The sequence below is a fragment of the Martelella sp. AMO21009 genome, from assembly GCF_053484295.1.
The window spans coordinates 34095-55029 of the sequence record NZ_JBAKFR010000026.1; the positions used below are offsets into that span (position 1 = coordinate 34095).

The 20935-nt window shown below is 62.8% G+C and carries 24 protein-coding genes; 6 read left to right on the forward strand and 18 right to left on the reverse strand.

Annotated elements, in window-relative coordinates:
* Positions 1-7: 7 nt before the first annotated feature.
* From V6766_RS20345 to ffh, 11 genes are all read right to left on the reverse strand, one after another.
* Positions 8-808 (reverse strand): transporter substrate-binding domain-containing protein, encoded by an 801-nt coding sequence (locus tag V6766_RS20345; protein WP_448469601.1) that lies wholly within the window; start codon positions 806-808, stop codon positions 8-10.
* A 108-nt stretch (positions 809-916) separates the two neighbouring features.
* Positions 917-1096, reverse strand: a complete 180-nt coding sequence (locus V6766_RS20350) for a hypothetical protein (protein WP_448469603.1) — start codon at positions 1094-1096, stop codon at positions 917-919.
* Between the two features lie 179 nt (positions 1097-1275).
* Positions 1276-1743, reverse strand: coding sequence for a 50S ribosomal protein L19 (rplS, locus tag V6766_RS20355; RefSeq protein WP_448469605.1), 468 nt, complete (start codon positions 1741-1743; stop codon positions 1276-1278).
* A gap of 168 nt (positions 1744-1911) precedes the next feature.
* A complete protein-coding gene (locus V6766_RS20360) occupies positions 1912-2445 on the reverse strand; it encodes a GNAT family N-acetyltransferase (RefSeq protein ID WP_448469607.1) in 534 nt (177 codons plus the stop codon).
* Positions 2438-3133: a tRNA (guanosine(37)-N1)-methyltransferase TrmD gene (gene trmD / locus V6766_RS20365; protein ID WP_448469609.1), complete on the reverse strand. Its 696-nt coding sequence runs from the start codon at positions 3131-3133 to the stop codon at positions 2438-2440. The genes V6766_RS20360 and trmD overlap by 8 nt, the downstream gene beginning before the upstream one ends.
* 8 nt (positions 3134-3141) lie before the next feature.
* Complete coding sequence (rimM, locus tag V6766_RS20370) at positions 3142-3681, reverse strand: ribosome maturation factor RimM (protein WP_448469611.1); 540 nt, start codon at positions 3679-3681, stop codon at positions 3142-3144.
* A 19-nt stretch (positions 3682-3700) separates the two neighbouring features.
* Positions 3701-4282, reverse strand: coding sequence for an NYN domain-containing protein (locus V6766_RS20375; protein WP_448469613.1), 582 nt, complete (start codon positions 4280-4282; stop codon positions 3701-3703).
* A gap of 133 nt (positions 4283-4415) precedes the next feature.
* Positions 4416-4799, reverse strand: a complete 384-nt coding sequence (gene rpsP, locus V6766_RS20380; RefSeq protein WP_448427020.1) for a 30S ribosomal protein S16 — start codon at positions 4797-4799, stop codon at positions 4416-4418.
* 31 nt (positions 4800-4830) lie between these two features.
* Positions 4831-5142 carry a chorismate mutase gene (locus V6766_RS20385; protein ID WP_448469616.1) on the reverse strand — a complete coding sequence of 104 codons (312 nt, stop codon included), beginning with the start codon at positions 5140-5142 and terminating at the stop codon, positions 4831-4833.
* Positions 5143-5152: 10 nt separating this feature from the next.
* Positions 5153-5617, reverse strand: a complete 465-nt coding sequence (locus tag V6766_RS20390) for a hypothetical protein (RefSeq protein WP_448469618.1) — start codon at positions 5615-5617, stop codon at positions 5153-5155.
* Positions 5617-7161 carry a signal recognition particle protein gene (gene ffh / locus V6766_RS20395; protein WP_448469620.1) on the reverse strand — a complete coding sequence of 515 codons (1545 nt, stop codon included), beginning with the start codon at positions 7159-7161 and terminating at the stop codon, positions 5617-5619. The genes V6766_RS20390 and ffh overlap by 1 nt, the downstream gene beginning before the upstream one ends.
* Positions 7162-7485: 324 nt before the next feature.
* Here ffh and V6766_RS20400 point away from each other — a divergent pair, with 324 nt between their 5' ends.
* Positions 7486-8508: an MBL fold metallo-hydrolase gene (locus V6766_RS20400; protein WP_448469622.1), complete on the forward strand. Its 1023-nt coding sequence runs from the start codon at positions 7486-7488 to the stop codon at positions 8506-8508.
* A 2-nt stretch (positions 8509-8510) separates the two neighbouring features.
* Here the strand turns inward: V6766_RS20400 and V6766_RS20405 are convergent, their stop codons facing one another.
* Together V6766_RS20405 and V6766_RS20410 are read right to left on the reverse strand one after the other, a co-directional pair.
* Entirely contained in the window at positions 8511-9200 is a 690-nt protein-coding gene (locus tag V6766_RS20405; RefSeq protein ID WP_448469624.1) for a DNA alkylation repair protein, read from the reverse strand.
* A gap of 22 nt (positions 9201-9222) precedes the next feature.
* Entirely contained in the window at positions 9223-10122 is a 900-nt protein-coding gene (locus tag V6766_RS20410) for a DMT family transporter (RefSeq protein WP_448469626.1), read from the reverse strand.
* Between the two features lie 303 nt (positions 10123-10425).
* On the opposite strand from V6766_RS20410, the gene dapF reads away from it, so the two are divergent.
* From dapF to V6766_RS20430, 4 genes are all read left to right on the forward strand, one after another.
* Complete coding sequence (gene dapF, locus V6766_RS20415) at positions 10426-11304, forward strand: diaminopimelate epimerase (RefSeq protein WP_448469628.1); 879 nt, start codon at positions 10426-10428, stop codon at positions 11302-11304.
* An 80-nt stretch (positions 11305-11384) separates the two neighbouring features.
* Entirely contained in the window at positions 11385-12647 is a 1263-nt protein-coding gene (gene mtaB / locus V6766_RS20420; RefSeq protein ID WP_448469630.1) for a tRNA (N(6)-L-threonylcarbamoyladenosine(37)-C(2))-methylthiotransferase MtaB, read from the forward strand.
* A 99-nt stretch (positions 12648-12746) separates the two neighbouring features.
* On the forward strand, positions 12747-14180 hold the full coding sequence (ftsY, locus tag V6766_RS20425; RefSeq protein ID WP_448469632.1) for a signal recognition particle-docking protein FtsY: 1434 nt from the start codon (positions 12747-12749) through the stop codon (positions 14178-14180).
* Between the two features lie 104 nt (positions 14181-14284).
* On the forward strand, positions 14285-14932 hold the full coding sequence (locus tag V6766_RS20430; protein WP_448469634.1) for a septation protein A: 648 nt from the start codon (positions 14285-14287) through the stop codon (positions 14930-14932).
* A 4-nt stretch (positions 14933-14936) separates the two neighbouring features.
* Here the strand turns inward: V6766_RS20430 and V6766_RS20435 are convergent, their stop codons facing one another.
* From V6766_RS20435 to ccmA, 5 genes are read right to left on the reverse strand one after another with little or no spacing between them, the layout of a single operon-like run.
* On the reverse strand, positions 14937-15524 hold the full coding sequence (locus V6766_RS20435) for a DsbE family thiol:disulfide interchange protein (RefSeq protein WP_448469636.1): 588 nt from the start codon (positions 15522-15524) through the stop codon (positions 14937-14939).
* Positions 15521-15682, reverse strand: a complete 162-nt coding sequence (gene ccmD / locus V6766_RS20440) for a heme exporter protein CcmD (protein WP_448469638.1) — start codon at positions 15680-15682, stop codon at positions 15521-15523. Before ccmD ends, V6766_RS20435 begins: the two co-directional genes overlap by 4 nt.
* Positions 15679-16449, reverse strand: coding sequence for a heme ABC transporter permease (locus V6766_RS20445; RefSeq protein WP_448469640.1), 771 nt, complete (start codon positions 16447-16449; stop codon positions 15679-15681). Before V6766_RS20445 ends, ccmD begins: the two co-directional genes overlap by 4 nt.
* 34 nt (positions 16450-16483) lie before the next feature.
* Entirely contained in the window at positions 16484-17143 is a 660-nt protein-coding gene (gene ccmB / locus V6766_RS20450; protein ID WP_448469642.1) for a heme exporter protein CcmB, read from the reverse strand.
* A gap of 3 nt (positions 17144-17146) precedes the next feature.
* Complete coding sequence (ccmA, locus tag V6766_RS20455) at positions 17147-17806, reverse strand: heme ABC exporter ATP-binding protein CcmA (RefSeq protein ID WP_448469646.1); 660 nt, start codon at positions 17804-17806, stop codon at positions 17147-17149.
* 281 nt (positions 17807-18087) lie between these two features.
* On the opposite strand from ccmA, the gene acnA reads away from it, so the two are divergent.
* The gene (gene acnA, locus V6766_RS20460) at positions 18088-20781 is read left to right on the forward strand and encodes an aconitate hydratase AcnA (RefSeq protein ID WP_448469644.1); all 2694 of its coding nucleotides are present in this window, start codon (positions 18088-18090) and stop codon (positions 20779-20781) included.
* Positions 20782-20935 lie beyond the last annotated feature (154 nt).

Consider the following 20935-nt stretch of genomic DNA (forward strand, 5'->3'; position numbering starts at 1 on the left):
GACCCGCCTACTGGCCCATGGCGTAATCGACGAACCATTTCTGGTTCAGCGCATCGAGCGTGCCGTCGGCTTCCATGTCGGCAATCGCGGCATTGAACGGCGCCACGAGATCGGAGCCGGGCGGGAAGATGAAGCCGAAATCCTCGGCGCCGAGCGGCTCGCCGATCAGCTTCAGCGCGCCGTTGGAAACTTTCACATAGCCATTGGCGGCCGTGCTGTCGGTCAGCGCCAGATCGACATCGCCGATTCTGAGCGCCTGAATTGCCGCCCCGATGGTCTCGTAGAGCTTGATGCGCGGGTTCTGCTCGTCACCGTCCAGCACCTCATAGACGGCGGTGTAGAACGGCGTGGTGCCGGGCTGCGAACCGATCAGGCCATCCTCGAAGGCCGCGAAGCTTTCCGCATCGTCAAACCGGTCCTCGTCGCCGCGCGCCAGCATCAACATTTCGGAATGCATGTAAGGTTCGGAGAAATCCACCATTTCCTTGCGGTCGTCGCGGATGGTGATGCCGTTCATCGCCATGTCGTACTGGCCGTCATGGATCGCCTGGATCATCGCATCCCAGCTTGTCGTGGTGTATTCGATGTCAAGGTTGAGGCGCTTGGCAATCTCGGCGACGGCGTCGTATTCCCAGCCGATCGCCTCGCCGGTCTTGGGATCGATGAATTGCAGCGGCGGATAGGTGTTTTCGGAAACGACGGTCACGGTCCGTCCGTCAAGGTCGGGCAGTTCGGCGGCGAAAACCGGGCTTGCAAACGCGCCCAGCGAAACCAGAACCGCGGCGCAAAGGGCGCGTCTCGACAGCATGCTATAACTCCTTGCAGCAGATGATTGCCGCAAGGTGTCACAACCCGGCAGGAAAGCGCAAGGGCGCAGCCGCGCCAAACCGCTCCTTCGCCAAGCCGTCAGGCGATATCAGTGTGCAAGCCGGCCTTGTTTCGGCGCCTCTTCGGCGGGGCGATAGCCGGAAGGGTCCGGATCGTCATCGTCGCGCAGGAACTCGAACACGTCGCGCGTGAGCGTTCTGGCGTGGAGGACGGGCGTGGCGATGGTGCCCAGCGTCGGGGCTGCGCCAGCCACTTTGGCGCGTCTCATGAACATTTCTGCTCCGTTTCGCCGGTCGTCTTTCGGCGGCAACCGGCTTTTCGTTTCAAGGACGCCGTAGATAGGAAGCCATTTCGACTTTTTCTTGTCAAACAAAGCCGCCGCAACCCTGAAACGCAAAAGAGCCGCGCGAGGGCGGCTCTTTCAAAAACATGTGCCTGATGGAAAGCTTACGCTTCGCTCGACTTCTCGGCGGCAGCGGCTTCCTTCTCGGCCTTGGCGGCAGCGCGGGCAGCGGCTGCGACTTCGCGGGCTTCGTCGTTCAGGCGGCGCGAACGGACCGAGGTGTTTTCCGCGATACGGGCCGACTTGCCACGACGGTCGCGCAGGTAGTAGAGCTTGGCGCGGCGAACCTTACCGCGGCGGATCACTTCAACGCCTTCAACCTGCGGCGAATAAACCGGGAATACGCGCTCGACGCCTTCGCCGTAGGAGATCTTGCGAACGGTGAAGTTCTCGTGGATGCCGCCGCCGGAACGGGCGATGCAGACGCCTTCGAAGGCCTGCACGCGGGTACGGGTGCCTTCCGTAACGCGCACATTAACGCGCACGGTGTCGCCGGCTTCGAACGGGGGCAGTTCGCGCAGTTCGTTGATGCGCGCGGTTTCTTCAGCTTCGAGCTGCTCGATGATGTTCATCGGTCTTACCTCTTGTCAGTCTTGCTTCAACAGCCAGAGCGCCCGACAATCATCCTTTGGTCAAAGCCGCCGGATTGGCCGATAAAGGCCGGAGCGTTACGCGGTTCTTCATTTGGGTAACCGGAAACACCGGTCAGGGCGGGCCTATAGACGATTTTTCGGGGCCTGTCACCCCTTTTCCACGCTTTCCCACTCTGAGCGCAACAGGCTCATCCAACACGTATCCCAGCGCTCGTTCAAAAACCGCGCCGACGAGCGGCGAACCCCTTCCATGTGGAACCCGAAGGCCAGATAGGCGCGGATCGCCGTCTCATTGAAATCGTAAACGATCAGTTCGACCCGTTCGATTGCAGGCACCTTCAGCGCCTCCTCCGTCAGCAGCACCATTATCGGCCGTGCAAGCCCCCTGCCCCGGCAGTCAGGCGCAACCGCAATGCGGCAGAGCCGGGCGATGCCATCGCAATAGTCGAAGCAGATTTCGCAGTGTCCGACCACCGCATCGCCCTGTTTGACCGTAAAGTAGCGCCATTCAGGCTGCTCACCGGAAGAAAGCGCGAGCAAGGCGCGCATCTGGATCGCATCAAGCGGAAAGGTCAGCCGCGTTCCGCCCCATTGGGCAAGCGCACGGGCGTCCGGGAACCAACCCGCAAGCGTTTCGAAATGCTCCTCGGCAAATGGCACCAGCCTCACCGGTTCAGTCATCCTCACTATCCCCCTTTAGCAAATCGGGCCTGCGGCTGCGGGTCAGTTCCAGCGCCTGCTCGTGCCGCCATTTGTCGATCGCGGCGTGATTGCCGGAGGTCAGCACCTCGGGAATGCCCTGCCCTTCCCATTCGGCCGGGCGGGTATAATGCGGATGTTCCAGAAGTCCGTTCTCAAAGCTCTCATGCGTACCCGATTCGGCATTGCCCATCACCCCCGGCAGGACCCTGACGACCGCATCGAGCAGCGTCAGCGCCGCCGGTTCGCCGCCGGACAGGATATAGTCGCCGATCGAGACTTCCTCGAGATCGCGCCCGTCGATGACCCGCTGATCGACGCCCTCGAAGCGGCCGCAGACGATGACGACGCCCGGGCCTTCCGCCAGTTCCCGCACACGGGCCTGCGTCAGCGGCCTCCCCCGCGGGCTCATCAGCAGGCGGGGCCGGGCATCATCGCCGGAAACGGCATCAATGGCTTTACCCAGAATATCGGCGCGCAGCACCATGCCCGCGCCGCCGCCGGCCGGCGTGTCATCAACGCTCCTGTGCCTGTCCTCGGCAAAATCGCGGATATTGACAGCATCAAGCGACCAGTCGCCGCGCTCGGCCGCGCGACCGGCGAGCGAGAGGCCCAGATGACCCGGAAACATTTCCGGGTAAAGCGTCAGCACTGTCGCCTTGAAGCTCATGGCGGCCTTCACGCGCCGCCGGCGCCGGGAAAATCCGGGTTGTCGTCATCGTTCTCGTCGATCAGACCGGCCGCGACCGGATCGATCAGGATGCGCCCGTCCTCGAAATCCACCTCCAGCACCGCGTTCTCGTTGAACGGGATCAGCACCGGGCGACGGCCAGGGCCTTTCAGTTCCAAGAGGTCGCCGGCGCCGAAATCGAACACCGCGCTGACCGCGCCGTAATTGTTGCCGGCGTCGTCGAAGACATCTAGGCCTTCCAGATCGGCGTAGAAATATTCATCATCATCGAGTTCGTCGTCAGGCAGGTTTTCGCGCTCGATGAAGAGGTCGAGACCGCGCAAGCCCTCGGCGGCGGTGCGGTCATTGATGCCGCGAAAGCGGATCACCACCATATTGTTCTTGCCCGGCCGGATTTCGAGAATCTCGAAACTGCGGCCGTCTTCGGCATGAAGATGGCCGTAATCGCCGACGGAAAGCGGATTGGCGCTGAAGCAGCGCACCCGCACATCACCGCGCAGCCCCTGCGCCGCGCCGATGCTCGCCATCAATACCGGGTCTTTTAATTTAGTTGGGCCAGCCGACATGACGCCTCAAATCCGAATGCCAGAGAAGCTCCGATGCCAGCCTGTGATTGTCAAATTCGATCAGAACAACCTGCAAGCCAGCAATACGAGCCAGTTTCATCGCCGGTATACAATCCGTATCGCCGGACACAAGGATTAATCGATCAACGCTACGCTCATAGGCAAAATTTGCCATGTCGAGGCCGATACGCATGTCGACGCCCTTTTGCTCGAAGTCCGGCTTGAAATCATCATCGGTGAGCGGTTTCTCGCCTGACGGCACTTTCCGAGGCTTGAACCCGCGAAATTTCAACTCACCACGGCGAACCGCAAACAGGTTCTTGGCCGCAAGTTCCTTGAGCCAGCCGTCCGAGCCGTTGAAGACAACCTCTTCTCCGGAGACCGGCTTCTTGAGTTTCCCGTTGTATGGAGCACAGTCATAATAAAGGATGCGAAGCGCTGTCTCCTCCTCGCCAACGCAGCTATGGGCAACCTTCTCGATGAAATCGGGGTTGTAGTTGTGTCCGGCGATCCTCGAAATAACCCGCAAATGCCCGCCATCAATCAGAACCGCTACCCGCATGCTGTCCTCCCGAAATGCATAAAGCCTCCGCACCGAAATGCGGAGGCTGCATAATGCCCGCCTACGGGCGTAGCGGATATGCTATATATATAGGCGAAAGTTGCGAGCTTCGCAACTTTCGGCCGGCCGTCCCTTATTCCGAAGCTTCGGCGGTCGCTTCGGCAGCAGCAGCGGCGGCTTCTTCGGCCTTCTGCTTCTTCTCGGCGGCGCGCTCTTCGGCCTTCTTGCCCGGCTTTGCCTTGTTCGGGTTGTTGCGGGCCTTGCGCTCGGCAAGGCCGGCTTCGGCGAGGAAGCGGAGCACGCGGTCGGTCGGCTGTGCGCCGGTGCCGAGCCAGTACTTCACGCGCTCTTCGTCGAAGGTAACGCGCTCTTCCGAATCCTTCGGCAGCATCGGGTTCCAGTGGCCGAGCTTCTCGATGAAGCGGCCGTCGCGCGGGGAGCGCTCGTCGGCAGCGACGATGTGGTAATACGGACGCTTCTTGGAGCCGCCGCGGGCGAGACGAATCTTGATTGCCATTTTCTTTTCTCCTTAACGGCCTTCTGGCCTTTTACTCTTCGATGCCGCTATGTTGGGCGGCGATCTGCTCATGGTGCCGGATGACTTCCTTGATGATGAAATTCAGGAATGTCTCGGCAAAGTCGGGATCGAGGTCGGCGCTTTTCGCCAAAGCCCGAAGCCTCGAAATCTGCTGTTCCTCGCGCGCCGGATCGGCTGGCGGAAGATCATGCTCGGCCTTCAGGTGCCCCACCGCCTTGGTGCAGCGAAACCGTTCGGCCAGGATATGCACCAGCGCCGCATCGAGATTGTCGATCGACTGGCGGTATTGCAGAAGCTGCTGGCGGATTTCAGGTTCGTTCAAAACCATCACCTCATTTCGAATATGGGTGATACATAGACCCACCCCAGAACATCTTGTCCGGAAAGGCGCCTCGTGCAGTCTTCGCTGCCGCCTCCACCTGCTCCAGCTTCGCCTTGTCGGCCAGCAAGAGGAACAGCTCGTCATCAAGCACTGCTCCCTCCGGCAAACGAGACTGGAGTTCGACGGCATCGTCAATTGCCTCAAGGGCACAGGTCGACGCACCTATTTCATCGTCATTTAGCTCACGACAGCGTTTGATCAGTACTTCCGCATCGGGACCATAAACCTTGCCCACCGCGTCAAGAGTGATCACCGCGACGTGCATATCCGGAAGACAATCATTAATTTTAACGAACGAGCTGTCCCGAGCAGCGCACATCTCAAAGGCACGCGGATCGACACGTTGCTCCGCGCTGGCTAAGCCTGTGACAGCAGACAAACCGAAACCAAGCCAAACAAGAGAGCGATAAAGCATCACTTCTTCCCCTTGCCGAAACCGCCAAGCCCGGGAAGTTTCGGTCCCCCCAATCCAGGAAGCCCGCCCGACGGCAGGCCGCCGCCGGGAAGACTGCCGGCCTGCTTCTGCAGTTCGGCAAGCTGGTTGGCGTCGAGCTTGGAAAGGTCGGGCATGCCGCCCATGCCGCCGGGAAGACCGCCCGGCATGCCCCCGCCCATGCCACCGCCGAGCATGTTCATCATCTGCTTCATCTTGCCTTTGCCCTTGCCGCCCATGGCCTTCATCATGTCGGCCATCTGGCGGTGCATCTTCAAAAGCTTGTTGATGTCGGCGGCAGACGTGCCGGAGCCCGCGGCAATGCGCTTCTTGCGCGAATTCTTCAAAACGTCGGGATGGGCGCGCTCATATTTCGTCATCGACGAGATGATCGCGAGCTGGCGCTTGAACACGCTATCGTCCATGCCGGCCGCCGCAAGCTTGTCCTTCATGCCGCCCATGCCGGGCATCATGCCCATGATGCCGCCCATACCGCCCATGTTCTGCATCTGCTTGAGCTGCTCGGCCATGTCGTTCAGGTCGAACTTGCCCTTGGCCATCTTCTCGGCCATGGCCTTGGCTTTTTCGGCGTCGATCGTCTCGGCGGCCTTTTCCACCAGCGAAACAATGTCGCCCATGCCGAGAATGCGGTCGGCGATGCGCTTGGGATGAAACTCCTCCAGCGCATCCATCTTTTCACCGGTACCGATCAGCTTGATCGGCTTGCCGGTGACCGCGCGCATCGAAAGCGCCGCACCACCGCGACCGTCGCCATCCATACGGGTCAGCACAAGACCCGTAATGCCGACCCGGCTGTCGAAATTGCGCGCCAGATTGACGGCATCCTGACCGGTAAGACTATCAGCCACCAGCAGGATCTCATGCGGGTTCGAGACCTTGCGGATATCCGCCATCTCGACCATCAGCGGCTCATCGATATGGGTGCGGCCGGCGGTGTCGAGGATCACGACGTCATGGCCGCCGAGCTTGGCCGCCTGCACCGCGCGCTTGGCGATCGCGACAGGATCCTGACCGGAAATGATCGGCAGCGTGTCGACCTTGGTCTGCTCGCCGATCTGCTTCAACTGCTCCTGCGCCGCCGGACGGCGGGTGTCGAGCGAGGCCATCAGCACGCGCTTGCGGTCGCGGTTCGTCAGCCGCGCGGCAATCTTGCCGGTGGTCGTGGTTTTGCCCGAGCCCTGCAGGCCGACCATCATGATCACGACCGGCGACGGGGCGTTGAGATCTATGGTGACGCCTTCCGCGCCCAGCATCTCGACCAGTTCGTCATGCACGATCTTGACGACCATCTGGCCGGGCTTGATCGATTTCAGAACATCCGCGCCAACGGCCTTTTCCTTCACCTTCGCGGTGAAATCGCGCACCACTTCCAGCGCGACGTCGGCCTCCAGCAGGGCGCGCCGAACCTCGCGCAACGCAGCCGAAACATCGGCTTCCGAAAGCGCGCCGCGACCGGTCAGTCCCTTGAGGACGGAACCAAGGCGGTCCTGGAGGTTTTCAAACATGGCCCATTCCCTTTTCGTTTCGGCTTGTCGTCAGGTCGAAACGTTGGCACAGCAGCCGGCAAATACAAGACGCAAACCAAAAATCCATCCGAGGGCGCATCGCGCTGTCGGATGTTGACCTCCGGGCTCTCTTTATACCTTCACGGGCCCCGGTCGGCTGCTGAGCGTCTCGCTGTCAGCTGATTGAGGGCGGATAAACAGGAAGATTGCGGCAAAGTCAAGCCTGCCGGGGCAACGTGCCATGGAACTTTCCGCGCTCCGACAGCATATAATGCTATCGGCAACGCTCCCGGGATCGCCCGGCGAAGGAAGGTCAAGCGCTACATGATTCCGGTCAGATCCGTTTTGCAGACGAAGAACCGCTATTACACCGGCCCCAAAAGCGACCATTTCGACGGAACCCTGTTTTTCAACCCCGACGGGATGAATCCGCCCGGCTTTCGCGAAGTCATCAAATGGCAGATCAACAACAAGAAGTCGCTCTGGCCGAAGACTGTCGAATGCGCCTTCACGCCCGCCAAGCCCGATGAACGGGTCGACGGCGACAGCTTGCGGGTCACCATGATCGGACATGCCACGCTGCTGATCCAGGTTGCCGGAATCAATATCCTGACTGACCCGATCTATACGCAACGGGCAAGCCCGTTCGAGGCGGCCGGCCCCAAGCGGGTGTGCGCGCCCGGCGTCCCCTTCGAGGATCTGCCGCCGATCGATGTCGTGCTGGTTACCCACAACCACTACGACCATCTGAGCCTGCCAACGCTCGCCCGGCTGCACAAGGACCACAAGCCGCGCATCGTCACGCCCCTCGGCAATGACACGATCATCCGCACCAAGGTGCGCGAGGCCGATATCACCGTGCTCGACTGGGGCGCGCAGGCGCCGCTGCCAGGCGGCCTCAGGGTCTTTGCCGAGCCCTGCCATCACTGGTCGGCGCGCGGGGTCGCCGACCGGCGCATGGCGCTGTGGTCCGCCTTCGTGATCGAGACGCCGGTAGGCCTGATCTACCATATCGGCGACACCGGCTTTCACGAGGGCCGCAATTACGAGGCGGCGGCGAAGAAATATGGCGGCTTCCGGCTCGCCAACCTGCCGATCGGCGCCTATGAGCCGCGCTACTTTATGAAGAACGAGCATCAGGACCCCGTCGAGGCCGTCAGCGGCTTCCAGCTCTGCAACGCCGCTCACGCCTGTGGCCACCACTTCGGCACGTTCCAGCTCACCGACGAGGGACGCGACGCCCCTGTCGAACTGCTGAAATCGGCGCTATCGGATGCGGGCATTGCCGAAGACCGGTTCCGCCCGCTCGAACCCGGCGAGGCCTTCGACGTGCCCGAAACCGACTGAGATCAGTCCTTCAGCCGCGCCACGCGTTTCGGGTCGCTCAGATATTTGACCGCGTCGCGGCCGACCCAGCGCCTCGTTTTGTCATCCGTTCCCGCCAGCTTTTCGGCCAGCGCGAGGGCGGCGGCATGGCAGGCCCTGTTCCGCATGCCGATATTGCGCAGCGCCCAGTTGACCGCCTTTTTCACGAAATTGCGGTCGTCGCCGGCATAAGCCTCGATCAGCGGCAGGAAGGCGATGAAGGTTTCATTCGGCTCACTCTTGCAGTGAACCGCCGCGCCCGCGATCATGGCGAAGGCCGTGCGGCGCACGAATTCGCGGTCGTCGGCGGCAAACCGCGCGATCAGCGCCGGATCGAGCCCAACCTCCACGAACAGGTCGGCGGCCATGTCGACCATTTCCCAGGAGGTGAAATCACCGGCGAGCGCGAACATCTCATCGGGCGTCAGACTGTCGGGATCGAATGTCAGCAGCGCCAGCATCTTCGCCTCGCGCACCGGGCTCTGCCATAGCTGAAAGGCCCGCGCGTGATCGACGCCGATCTCGCGGGCGATCTGGCGCAGTGCCGGATTGGAAAGCCCGATGGCGTGTTCCGTCTTTATGCCGACGCGGTCCATGCCCGCAATCAGCGCCGGATCGGCGTTTGCCTCAAGAGCGGCCAGGACGGCATCCGCCGAGGAATTGCGTGACAGCATCTCTAAATCTCCGATTCATATCTCACCGGCCCGCCAGCGAGGCGCCCGTGGACGCCGCGATCTCGCGTTTCTTCAGGGCGTGCTCGCGCCAGATGGTGAAGAAACCGGCGCCGACCACGATCGCGGCCCCCACCAGCATGTTGATCGTCAGCGTCTCGTTGAACAAAAGCACGCCGAAAAGAAGGCCGTAGACAAGCTGCAGATAGATGAAGGACTGCACCGTGACCGCCTCGGTGATCGCCAACGCGCGGATGAGGCAGTAGTGACCGGCGATCCCGGTAAAGCAGAGCGCCGTCAGCCAGAACCAGTCAATCGCCAGCGGGTTCTCCCAGAAGAACGGCCCGATCAGGCTGGTCACCGCCATGCCGACGACGCCGGTATAGAACAGGCTGACATCGGCGCTGTCATAACGGCCGGCAAGCCGCGTCAGCAGCGAGTAGAGCGCGAAGACGCAACAGCTCGACACCGGGATCAGCGTCGCCAGCGAAAACCGTTCGCCGAGCGGATCGATGATGATCATCACACCCACGAGGCCGCTGATGATCGCCAGCCAGCGCCGCCAGCCGACCCTTTCGCCCAGGATCGGCACCGATAGCAGCGCCACGACCAGCGGGGCCGCCATGAAGATCGCCTGGCTTTGCGCCAGACCGACGATCGCGAAGGAGAAGATCGCGATCAGGATCTGGGCGATGAGCAGCAGGCTGCGGACGATCTGGAGACCGAGATGCTCCGTCCGGATCGCGGCGGCAAAGCCGCCCGGGCGGCGCGCCGCCAGCACGACGACGAAGCCCGCAAACGCCCAGAACCGCACCATGGCGATGAAGAATGGCGAATAGAGCGGGCCGAGATGGCGCGTGATCGCATCCTGCGCGGAAAAGATCGTGACCGCCGCAAAGGCCAGCAGAATGCCCGACACCCTCATGCCGGCATTCCGGCGCTGCGCCCGGGCGTGTATGCGCAGGCGTTGCGCGCCGGGGCTGGCGGGTTCATCGAACCGGAAGGGCGAATGGGCATGGTGAGTGGACTTTCGAAGGCGGCGCGGCCCGCAATAACGGCGGAACGCAGCATGTTATCGCCAAACCTAATCATGAAACGCCGCCTTGGCAAAGGCCGGTGACCGCCTATGCGGTTCCGTCTGCGGATTTTTCCGGTCTTCATCGGCAAGACTGGTGACGACGCGCCGATATGCCCATATAAGATCGCGGAACTGACAGGAGTGCCGGGCATGGAAGATCGCGAACACTGGGCGCCGCTGATGCGCATGAACGGGCTTGGCAACAAGATCCTGGTGATCGACATGCGCGGACGGACCGACAAGGTGACGCCGCAGGCCGCGATCCGCCTCAATGCCCATCCCGATACCGCCTTCGACCAGATCATGGCGATCTACGACCCGCGCGCGGATGCGCCCGACGGCTGGATCGACATTCTGAACTCCGACGGCTCGATGGCGCAGACCTGCGGCAACGGCACGCGATGCGTCGTCGACTACCTGTTTTCCGCTGACGGGCGCAGCCATTTCGATTTCCGCACCATCGCCGGTCCGCTTGTCGCCGACCGGTTCGAGGACGGCCGGATCGCGGTGGACATGGGACCCCCGGAATTCGCGTGGGAAAAGATTCCTCTCGCCGGCTCGCCCGGCGACACCAAGCATATCGCGCTCTCCGAACCCTTCGAGCCAGATCCGGCGCTGCAGCGCTTTTCCGCGGCCTCCATGGGCAATCCGCATGCGGTGTTCTTCGTCCCGCGCGATGTCGGCAGCTATGACCTCCTCGCCTTCGGCCCACGCTACGAGCATCATCCAATGTTTCCCGAGCGCGCCAATATCTCGCTGGCGCAAGTGACCTCGCCGTCCTCGCTATCGCTGAAGACCTTCGAACGCGGCGCCGGACTGACGCTCGCCTGCGGCTCCGCCGCCTGCGCCGCCGCCGTCACCGCCGCCCGCACCGGCCGCACCGGCCGCAAGGTCTCGGTTTACGTGCCGGCCGGCGCGCTCGAGATCGACTGGCGCGAGGACGACGACCACGTGATCATGACCGGCCCCGCGGAGCACGAATGGACCGGCCGGGTTGATCCGGCAACGGGCGAGTGGGAGCGGCGCTGATTCAAGGCGCTTTCCAGCGGACACCCTTTCATTTCGCGGCCGGTTGCGCCATATAGCGGGCAAACCGGAACCCGAGAGAAATGACCGTCCGTACCCTGACATTCGGCTGCAGGCTGAACACCTATGAGAGCGAAGTCATGCTCAAGGCCGCGACCGAGGCCGGGCTTGAGGATGCGATCCTGGTGAATACCTGCGCGGTGACCGGCGAGGCGGTGCGCCAGGCGCGGCAGGCGATCCGCAGGGCGCGGCGGGAAAACCCGGGCACGCGCATCGTCGTCACCGGCTGCGCTGCGCAGACCGAAAAGGAGACCTTCGCCGGCATGCCGGAAGTCGACGCGGTGCTCGGCAATGCGGAAAAGCTCGAAGCGCGGCATTATCGCGATCTGCCCGATTTCGGCGTTTCGGCGGAGGAAAAGCTTATCGTCAACGACATCATGAGCGTGCGCGATACCGCGCCGCAGATGGTGGAAAGCATTGACGGCCATGTGCGCGCCTTCCTGCAGGTGCAGAACGGCTGCGACCACCGCTGCACCTTCTGCATCATCCCCTATGGCCGCGGCAATTCGCGCTCCGTGCCGATGGGCGCAGTGATCGATCAGGCCCGCAGGCTTGCCGAGCAGGGCTATCGCGAGGTCGTGCTGACCGGGGTCGACGCCACCTCCTATGGCGCGGACCTGCCCGGCGAGCCGACACTCGGGCTCTTGGCAAAGACGCTGCTGAAACAGGTGCCGGAGATCGCCCGCCTCAGGCTGTCCTCGATCGACAGCATCGAGGTCGACCGGCATCTTCTCGATCTCTTGGCCGACGAACCGCGCTTCATGCCGCATCTGCATCTCTCGCTCCAGCATGGCGATGATCTGATCCTGAAGCGGATGAAGCGGCGGCATTTGTCGGCCGATGCGCTGGCTTTCATCGCAAAGGCGCGGGAGCTGCGTCCCGGCATCGCATTCGGCGCGGATTTCATCGCGGGGTTCCCGACAGAAACCGAGGCGCATTTCGATAATCTCGTGCGCTTCGCCGAGGAGGCCGATATCGCCCAGCTTCACGTGTTCCCCTACAGCCCCCGCCCCGGCACGCCGGCAGCGCGCATGCCGCAGCTCGACCGGGGGCTGGTGAAGGAACGGGCGCGGCTTCTGCGCGAGACCGGCGAGAAGCTGAGGGCGCGGCATCTCGACGGCATGATCGGCAGCACCGCAACCGTGCTCACCGAACGCGGCGACAATGGCCATACCGAGAATTTCGCGCCGGTCGCCACCCCCGGCCTCGAACCGGGCCGGTTCGTGGCCGCCCGCATCACCGGCCATGACGGCAAGCGGCTGATCGCGGATTTCAGCCCCGTCTGAGAGGGGTTTTGGCCGCCACGCGTTGACAAGCCTCCGCCGCAGCACGGATATAGGGGCAATGCGGGCGCGCCGGCTTGAAACAAACAGGAAAATATTCCCATGGCCCTTGGCTTCATGAAAAACGTCTTCACCTTCGGCAAAAAACAGACCGCCGAGGAGAGCAAGCCGGAAGACGCAATCGCGCCGGATGAACCGGAGGCGATTGCAGCCGGCGAAGACGCCGAGGCTGCTCCCGCCGCAGAAACGCCCGCAACGCCGGAAACGCTTGCCGAGGCGAAGAGCGCCGATCCTTGGGACGATGACAGCATTGTCGGCGGCGTGGTCGGCCCGGGCAGCAAGCCGGAGGCCGAGGACGAGCCCGTACCGGTCGCCGAGACGCATGAGGCCGAGCCAGAGCCGCAAGACGCTCCGGATGCGGAGCCGGCGGAGACCGCCTCCGCTGAAGCGCCCACCGCGGAGACTGCCGACGCTCCGGCAGCCGCAAGCCCTGCCGAGCCCGAGCCGGTTGTAGCGCCCGCTGAACAGCCCGCTGTGCGCAATCAGGGCTTCGAGATCGTCACCGGCAGAACGGTCGAAACCCCTGCCCCGCAGCCGGCAAAGCGGCAGAGCTGGTTCCAGCGCCTGCGCGCCGGGCTGTTCCGCACCTCGCAGCAGCTTTCCGGCCAGATCGCAGCCCTTTTCACCAAGCGCAAGTTGGACGAGGACGCGCTGGAGGAGCTGGAGGACCTGCTGATCCAGGCCGATCTCGGCGTCGAGACCGCAATGCGGATCACCGATACGCTGTCTTCGGAGCGCTACGGCAAGGACGTCAGCGGCAACGACGTCGTGCGCATCATGGCCGGCGAGATCACCAAGGTGCTGACCCCGGTCGCCACACCGCTGCAGCTCGACCTGTCGCACAAGCCGCACGTAATCCTCGTGGTCGGCGTCAACGGCACCGGCAAGACCACCACGATCGGCAAGCTCGCCGCCAAGCTGACCCGCGCCGGGCTGAAGGTGACGCTCGGCGCCGGCGACACGTTTCGCGCGGCCGCGATCGAGCAGTTGAAAATCTGGTCGGAGCGCACCGGCGCGGAATTCGTCGGCACCAAGCTGGGCGCGGATGCGGCGGGCCTTGCCTATGACGCCTTCAAGCGCGGCCAGGAAAACGGCTCCGATGTCGTGATCATCGACACCGCGGGCCGGCTTCAGAACAAGGCCGAGCTGATGGACGAGCTTGCCAAGATCGTGCGCGTGCTCGGCAAGCTCGATCCCGACGCCCCGCATACGGTGCTGCAGACGCTCGACGCCACCACCGGCCAGAACGCCATGAACCAGGTCGAGATCTTCCGCAATATCGCCGGGGTTTCCGGCCTCGTCATGACAAAGCTCGACGGCACCGCGCGCGGCGGCATTCTGGTGGCGATCGCCGCCAAGCACAAGCTGCCGGTCTATTTCATCGGCGTCGGCGAAGGCATCGACGACCTTGAACCCTTCGAAGCCGCGGAATTCGCCGAGGCAATCGCCGGCCGGCAGGTGGAAGAGCAGGATTGAGGCGTCGCTTTTCGTTCAACGCCCCGAAATTTGCCGTTTTTGGGGTTGATGAGGCGTGGCCGACAGGCCACTTAGCAGATCACGATCAATAAACCGGCTGGACGATGACCGACACCACGAAAAAACTGACCACGGAGCAGAAGGAAGAACCGTTCCTGAAGCTTGCCTTCGAACTCGGCCCGCTGATGGTGTTCTTCTTCGCCAATTTCCGCGGTGAGTGGCTGATGAACACCTTTCCGGCGCTTTCCGTGTTCGGCACGCCGCTTCTGGTGGCAACGGCGCTGTTCATGATCGCGACCGTGATATCGCTGATCGGCTCGCGGATCGTGCTCGGCAATATTCCGTTGATGCCGCTGGTTTCGGGCGCGGTGGTGATGGTGTTCGGGGCGCTGTCGATCTGGCTGCAGGACGAAACCTTCATCAAGATGAAGCCGACCATCGTCAACGGGTTGTTCGCCGCCGTGCTGCTCGGCGGGCTGGTCTTTGGCCGTTCTCTGCTCGGCTACGTGTTCCACTCCGCCTTCCGGCTCGATGACGAGGGCTGGCGCAAGCTGACCTTCCGCTGGGGCCTGTTCTTCGTGTTTCTCGCCGTGCTCAACGAGGTGGTCTGGCGCAATTTCTCCGCCGATTTCTGGGTCAATTTCAAGGTCTGGGGCACGATGCCGATCACCATCGCCTTCACGCTCTTCCAGATGCCGCTGATCAACCGGCATACGGTTAACCCGGTGGAGGAAGAAGCGGAAGAGGGCTGAAGCCTCAGTTCATCAGCCGCGATGCCGGCCCGATGCTGCGATTGATGACGGGCAGGATTTCCTTATCAAAGGACGCCTGGTCGATCGGGCCGATCTTCTTGAAAATGATGGTGCCGTCGGCGCCGACCACGAAGGTCTCGGGAATGCCGTAGACGCCCCAGTCGATCGCCTCCGCGCCGTTCTCGTCAACGCCGATCGCGGCATAGGGATTGCCGAGTTCGTTCAGAAACTTCAGCGCGTTGGCGGGCTTGTCCTTGTAATTGATGCCGACGAGGTTGATCGTCGGGTCCTTCGACAGTTCCATGAGATAGGGGTGCTCGGCGCGACACGGGATGCACCATGAGGCGAAGACGTTCACCAGCGTGAACTTGCCCTCGATCTCACCATCGTTGAGCGCGGGGCGATTGCTGCCTTCAAGCGGGGGGAGATTGATCGCCGGCGCGGGCTTGCCGATGAGAACGGAGGGAATTTCCGACGGGTCATGCCCCGACACGAACTGCCAGCCGAACACGCCGAAGAGCCCGGCGACCACGATCAGCGGTATCGCCGCGACCAGATAGCGGCGCGCTCTGCCCTTCCTGCTTTCGCTCATGAACGCCCCCGGGCGCTGCGGCGGGCGGCGCCCGCCTTTTCCAGCGCTTCAAGCTCGCGCCGTCTGGCGCGGCCGTCGATGAGCAGCCACAGCACCAGCGCGGCGAATACCAGCGCGGTCGCGCCATAGGCGGCGTAGATGAAGAAGGCGTGGCTCAATTGGTCATCCTCGGCGCTTCCGCCCGGCTGGCCGCGACCCGGCGCATGGCGGAAACACGGCGGCGCAGGATCTCGTTGTGCATGGCGGCAAGATGCATGGTGAAAAAGGCGAAAGTATAGGCGAGCGCCATCACGGCAAGCGGCCAGAGAAACACCGGGTCGATCGTCGGCCCGTCCAGCCGGATCACGCTTGCCGGCTGATGCAACGTGTTCCACCAATCGACCGAGAACTTGATGATCGGGATATTGACGACGCCGACGAGAATCAGGATCGCCGCAAGGCGGGCGGCGCGTTGGGGTTCGTCCACCGCGCGGTGCAGCGCGATAATGCCGAGATACATCAGAAAAAGGATGAACACCGAGGTTAGCCGCGCATCCCACACCCACCATGCGCCCCACATCGGCTTGCCCCAGAGCGAGCCGGTCAGCAGCGCCAGAAAGGTGAAGGCGGCGCCGATCGGGGCTGCGGCCTTATGCGCGACATCGGCCAGCGGATGGCGCCAGACCAGCGTGCCGAGCGCGGCAATCGCCATCACCATATAGCACATCATCGAAAGCCAGGCGGCTGGCACGTGGATATACATGATCCGCACCGTGTCGCCCTGCTGGTAATCGGCCTCAGAGGTGAAGGAGAGCCAGAGCCCGACGGCGAAAAGCGCGACCGTGACGGCGATCATGGCCGGCAGCACGCGCCGGACGAGGCCCAGAAACCGGGTCGGGTTCGCAAGCCCCGAAAACATTCCGCCCTTTACCGTCGTCTGGTTCATCGCCGTCACCGCTTGCTGTCGATCATGGTTTCGCTCAATCATCCGCCTGGCGCAAGGCCACAGCCGCCGCAACCGGGCCGACCACCGCAAAAAACAATGTGATCGCGACAAGCAGCAGGAAGGGTGGCAGGAACGGATCGATATCGGAGGTCACCGCATAGCTCGCGCCGACGCCGAAGATCAACACCGGGATTGCAAGCGGCAGGATCAGGATCGGCACCAGCAGCCCACCGCGCGGCAGCGAGACCGCGATGGCCGCCCCCGCAGCGCCGATGAAGGTGATCGCCGGCGACCCGACGAGAAGCGTGACGAAGGCCGCGCCAAGCCCGGCCGGGCCGATATTCATCAACAGCCCCATGGCCGGGGACAGGATCACCAGCGGCAGCACATAGCCCGTCCAGTGCGCCAGACATTTGACCAGCACGATCAGCACCAGCGGCTCGTCGCGCATCTTCAGAATGTCGAGCGAGCCGTCGTCGCGCTCGGCGCGGAACATCCGGTCGAGCCCGATCAGCGTCGACAGCAGGACGGCGATCCACACCATGGCCGGGCCGATCCGCGCAAGCAGCGCCAGATCGGGACCGACCCCGAAGGGCACCACCGCGACCACCGACAGGAAAAACAACAGCCCCACCAGCGCGCCACCACCGGCACGGACAGACAGAAGCACATCGCGGCGGTACAGCGCCCACATCGCCTAAGCCTCCGCATCCATGAACGGATCGGCGGCAAGACGCACCGGGCCGGCAAAGCGCATTTCTTTCGCATGCGCGAGATCGAGCGGCTCATGCGTTGCCGCGATCACGATCCCGCCCGCGGCAAGATGCGCGTTCATGAGGCCGGAAAACAGCGTCTTCGCCGCGCTGTCGAGTGCTGCGGTCGGCTCGTCGAGCAGCCATACCGGGCGATGGCTGCTGAGCAGTCGCGCAAAGGCGATCCGTCGCTTCTGGCCCGCGGAGAGGAAGCCGAAGGGGAGGTCGAGCACGTCGATCAGACCGACCGCATCGGCGGCATCATCGACCGCCACGCCCGCGCCGTCGCCGAAATCGCCCGTCAGCGCCTTCCAGAAGACGAGGTTTTCGCGCGCGGTCATCTCCGGCTTCATGGCGTTCAGGTGGGCAAGATAGTGGGCGGCGAAGGCCAGCGGCAGGGGTTCGGCGCCCTCCCCGGCAAGGAACGAGGCCTTGCCCTCAGCCCCGCCGACCAGCCCCAGCATTGCCCTCAACGCAGTCGACTTTCCCGCCCCGTTCGGGCCCGTGAACACTAGGCTCTCACCGGCCGCAAGCGACAGCGAAAGCCCGCTGAAGATCAGCATGTCGCCCCGGCTCACGGTCAGATCATCGGCCCTGACGGCAATTGTCATGATGTCTCTATCCCTGGAGCCGTCTCTGCCGCCCGAACGGCAAATTTAAAAAAATTTCAAATTTCAACACAGTTGATCTGGCACCTTTCTTAGAAATTATCTATAAGATGCGCAACCACGCCAGCGGCCGGCGTGAATCACATCCTTGCGCCGAACCTGGGGCATTTGTCCCACGTGCGGACAGCGGAAATGGTCGTACCCGCATCCTGATGTCGTAAGTACATGGGCGTTCGCACGGCTGGTCTAGGCCAATCAGAATGAGCGGGGTTTTATCCGTGGCTAAATCACTGGACAGTTTTGAATGTCGTTCCACACTTGATGTGGACGGAAAAGAGTATGTCTATTACAGCCTGCCGAAGGCTGAAGCGAACGGGCTCGAGGGCGTCTCGAAGCTGCCTTTCTCCATGAAGGTGCTTCTTGAAAACCTTCTGCGTAACGAAGACGGCCGCTCGGTCACCAAGGACGACATCCTCGCTGTCGCCAAGTGGCTCAACGACAAGGGCACGGCCGGCGCCGAGATCGCCTATCGCCCGGCCCGCGTGCTGATGCAGGACTTCACCGGCGTTCCCGCCGTCGTCGACCTCGCCGCCATGCGTGACGGCATCGTCAATCTCGGCGGCGATCCGGAAAAGATCAACCCGCTGGTGCCCGTTGACCTGGTCATCGACCACTCGGTCATCGTCGACGAATTCGGCACGCCGCAGGCCTTCGCCCACAATGTGGAATATGAATACAAGCGCAATGGCGAACGCTACCGCTTCCTGAAATGGGGTCAGCAGGCGTTCAAGAACTTCCGCGTGGTTCCGCCCGGCACCGGCATCTGTCACCAGGTGAACCTCGAATATCTCGGCCAGACCGTCTGGACCAAGAAAGAGGACGGCGCGGAAGTCGCCTATCCCGATACCTGTGTGGGCACCGACAGCCACACCACCATGATCAACGGTCTCGGCGTTCTCGGCTGGGGCGTCGGCGGCATCGAGGCGGAAGCCGCCATGCTCGGCCAGCCGGTCTCCATGCTCTTGCCGGAAGTGATCGGCTTCAAGCTTACCGGACAGCTCAAGGAAGGCGTCACCGCCACCGACCTCGTGCTCACCGTCGTGCAGATGCTGCGCAAGAAGGGCGTCGTCTCGAAGTTCGTAGAATTCTTCGGCGCCGGCCTTGATTCGATGACGCTCGCCGACCGCGCCACAATCGGCAATATGGGTCCGGAATACGGCGCCACCTGCGGCTTCTTCCCGGTCGACTTCGAAACCCTGCGTTACCTCGACATGTCGGGCCGCACCAAGGAGCGCATCGCGCTGGTCGATGCCTATACCAAGGCGCAGGGCATGTACCGCGAATCGGGCGGCGAGGATCCGGTCTTCACCGACACGCTGGAACTCGACCTCGGCGACGTCGTGCCGTCGATGGCAGGTCCGAAGCGTCCGGAAGGCCGCATCGCGCTGGAAAACATCGCCTCCGGCTTTTCCGAAGCGATGGTCGACATGTACAAGAAGGACAAGGGCGAGATCGACAAGCGCTATGCCGTCGAAGGCGCCGATTACGATCTCGGCCATGGCGATGTCGCCATTGCCGCGATCACGTCCTGCACCAACACCTCCAACCCCACGGTGCTGATCGCTGCCGGGCTTCTCGCCCGCAACGCCGTCGCCAAGGGCCTGAAGACCAAGCCCTGGGTGAAGACCTCGCTCGCGCCCGGATCGCAGGTTGTCGCCGAATATCTGGAAAAGGCCGGCCTGCAGAAGGATCTCGACGCGCTCGGCTTCAACCTTGTCGGTTTCGGCTGCACCACCTGCATCGGCAATTCCGGTCCGCTGCCGGGCCCGGTCTCCAAGACCATCAACGACAAGGGCCTGATTGCCGCCGGCGTTCTCTCCGGCAACCGCAACTTCGAAGGCCGCATTTCGCCGGACGTTCAGGCCAACTACCTGGCCTCCCCGCCGCTGGTCGTCGCCCATGCGCTGGCCGGCACGGTCAGAAAGGACCTGACCACCGAGCCGCTCGGCGAGGACAAGGACGGCAACCCGGTCTACCTCAAGGACATCTGGCCGTCCTCGAAGGAGGTTCAGGAGACGATCGAGAAATACGTCACCCGCGAACTCTACGAGACCAAATATGCCGACGTCTTCAAGGGCGACGAGAACTGGCAGGCGGTGCAGATTCCCGACGGCCAGACCTATGCCTGGGACGACAACTCGACCTATGTCCAGAACCCGCCCTACTTCGTCGGCATGGGCAAGACGCCGACGGCCGTTTCCGACATCAAGGATGCCCGCATTCTCGGCCTCTTCGGCGACAAGATCACCACCGACCACATCTCGCCGGCCGGTTCGATCAAGGCGCAGTCGCCCGCCGGTGAATATCTCATCGGCCACGGCGTCGGCGTTGCCGACTTCAACCAGTACGGCACACGCCGCGGCAACCATGAAGTGATGATGCGCGGCACCTTCGCCAATATCCGCATCCGCAACCACATGCTCGGCCCGAACGGCAAGGAAGGCGGCTACACCATCCACTATCCGTCGAAGGAAGAGATGTCGATCTTCGACGCGGCCATGGAATACAAGAAGGAAGGCGTTCCGCTCGTCATTTTCGCCGGCGGCGAATATGGCAACGGCTCCTCGCGCGACTGGGCGGCCAAGGGCACCAACCTGCTCGGCGTGCGCGCCGTGATCGCCGAAAGCTACGAGCGTATCCACCGCTCCAACCTCGTCGGCATGGGCGTCATCCCGTTCACCTTCGAGGATGGCGCGACATGGGAAAGCCTCGGCCTGAAGGGCGACGAGACCGTCTCGATCGAAGGCCTCGCCGACATCAAGCCGCGCGAGCACAAGATCGCCAAGGTCACCTTCGCCGACGGCACGGTCAAGGACGTCCCGATCCTCTGCCGGATCGACACGCTCGACGAACTCACCTACGTCAACAATGGCGGCATCCTGCAGACGGTGCTGCGCGATCTGGCTGCCTAAGGCTGAGGCCATTAATAGAAACGAAGACCGGGCGGCGCGAGCTGCCCGGTCTTGATGCTGACAAAGCAACAAGCTTTGACCATCGTGTGTCACCGGCCTTTCGTTCTTGTGTCATCAACTCTGTTGGATGATTTTCTCTCTGAACCTTGCATTG

Coding starts and splice junctions, on each gene's coding strand:
- V6766_RS20435 (WP_448469636.1), bottom strand. CDS start 15,524: ATGAGCGAAAGCAGGAAGGGCAGAGCGCGCCGCTATCTGGTCGCGGCG.
- V6766_RS20410 (WP_448469626.1), bottom strand. CDS start 10,122: ATGAGGGTGTCGGGCATTCTGCTGGCCTTTGCGGCGGTCACGATCTTT.
- V6766_RS20430 (WP_448469634.1), top strand. CDS start 14,285: ATGACCGACACCACGAAAAAACTGACCACGGAGCAGAAGGAAGAACCG.
- ftsY (WP_448469632.1), top strand. CDS start 12,747: ATGGCCCTTGGCTTCATGAAAAACGTCTTCACCTTCGGCAAAAAACAG.
- V6766_RS20360 (WP_448469607.1), bottom strand. CDS start 2,445: ATGACTGAACCGGTGAGGCTGGTGCCATTTGCCGAGGAGCATTTCGAA.
- V6766_RS20400 (WP_448469622.1), top strand. CDS start 7,486: ATGATTCCGGTCAGATCCGTTTTGCAGACGAAGAACCGCTATTACACC.
- V6766_RS20345 (WP_448469601.1), bottom strand. CDS start 808: ATGCTGTCGAGACGCGCCCTTTGCGCCGCGGTTCTGGTTTCGCTGGGC.
- ccmB (WP_448469642.1), bottom strand. CDS start 17,143: ATGTGGGCGCTGTACCGCCGCGATGTGCTTCTGTCTGTCCGTGCCGGT.
- dapF (WP_448469628.1), top strand. CDS start 10,426: ATGGAAGATCGCGAACACTGGGCGCCGCTGATGCGCATGAACGGGCTT.
- V6766_RS20390 (WP_448469618.1), bottom strand. CDS start 5,617: ATGCTTTATCGCTCTCTTGTTTGGCTTGGTTTCGGTTTGTCTGCTGTC.
- rplS (WP_448469605.1), bottom strand. CDS start 1,743: ATGAACATCATCGAGCAGCTCGAAGCTGAAGAAACCGCGCGCATCAAC.
- rimM (WP_448469611.1), bottom strand. CDS start 3,681: ATGGCGAGCATCGGCGCGGCGCAGGGGCTGCGCGGTGATGTGCGGGTG.
- trmD (WP_448469609.1), bottom strand. CDS start 3,133: ATGAGCTTCAAGGCGACAGTGCTGACGCTTTACCCGGAAATGTTTCCG.
- V6766_RS20445 (WP_448469640.1), bottom strand. CDS start 16,449: ATGAACCAGACGACGGTAAAGGGCGGAATGTTTTCGGGGCTTGCGAAC.
- V6766_RS20375 (WP_448469613.1), bottom strand. CDS start 4,282: ATGCGGGTAGCGGTTCTGATTGATGGCGGGCATTTGCGGGTTATTTCG.
- V6766_RS20350 (WP_448469603.1), bottom strand. CDS start 1,096: ATGAGACGCGCCAAAGTGGCTGGCGCAGCCCCGACGCTGGGCACCATC.
- ffh (WP_448469620.1), bottom strand. CDS start 7,161: ATGTTTGAAAACCTCCAGGACCGCCTTGGTTCCGTCCTCAAGGGACTG.
- mtaB (WP_448469630.1), top strand. CDS start 11,385: ATGACCGTCCGTACCCTGACATTCGGCTGCAGGCTGAACACCTATGAG.
- rpsP (WP_448427020.1), bottom strand. CDS start 4,799: ATGGCAATCAAGATTCGTCTCGCCCGCGGCGGCTCCAAGAAGCGTCCG.
- V6766_RS20405 (WP_448469624.1), bottom strand. CDS start 9,200: ATGCTGTCACGCAATTCCTCGGCGGATGCCGTCCTGGCCGCTCTTGAG.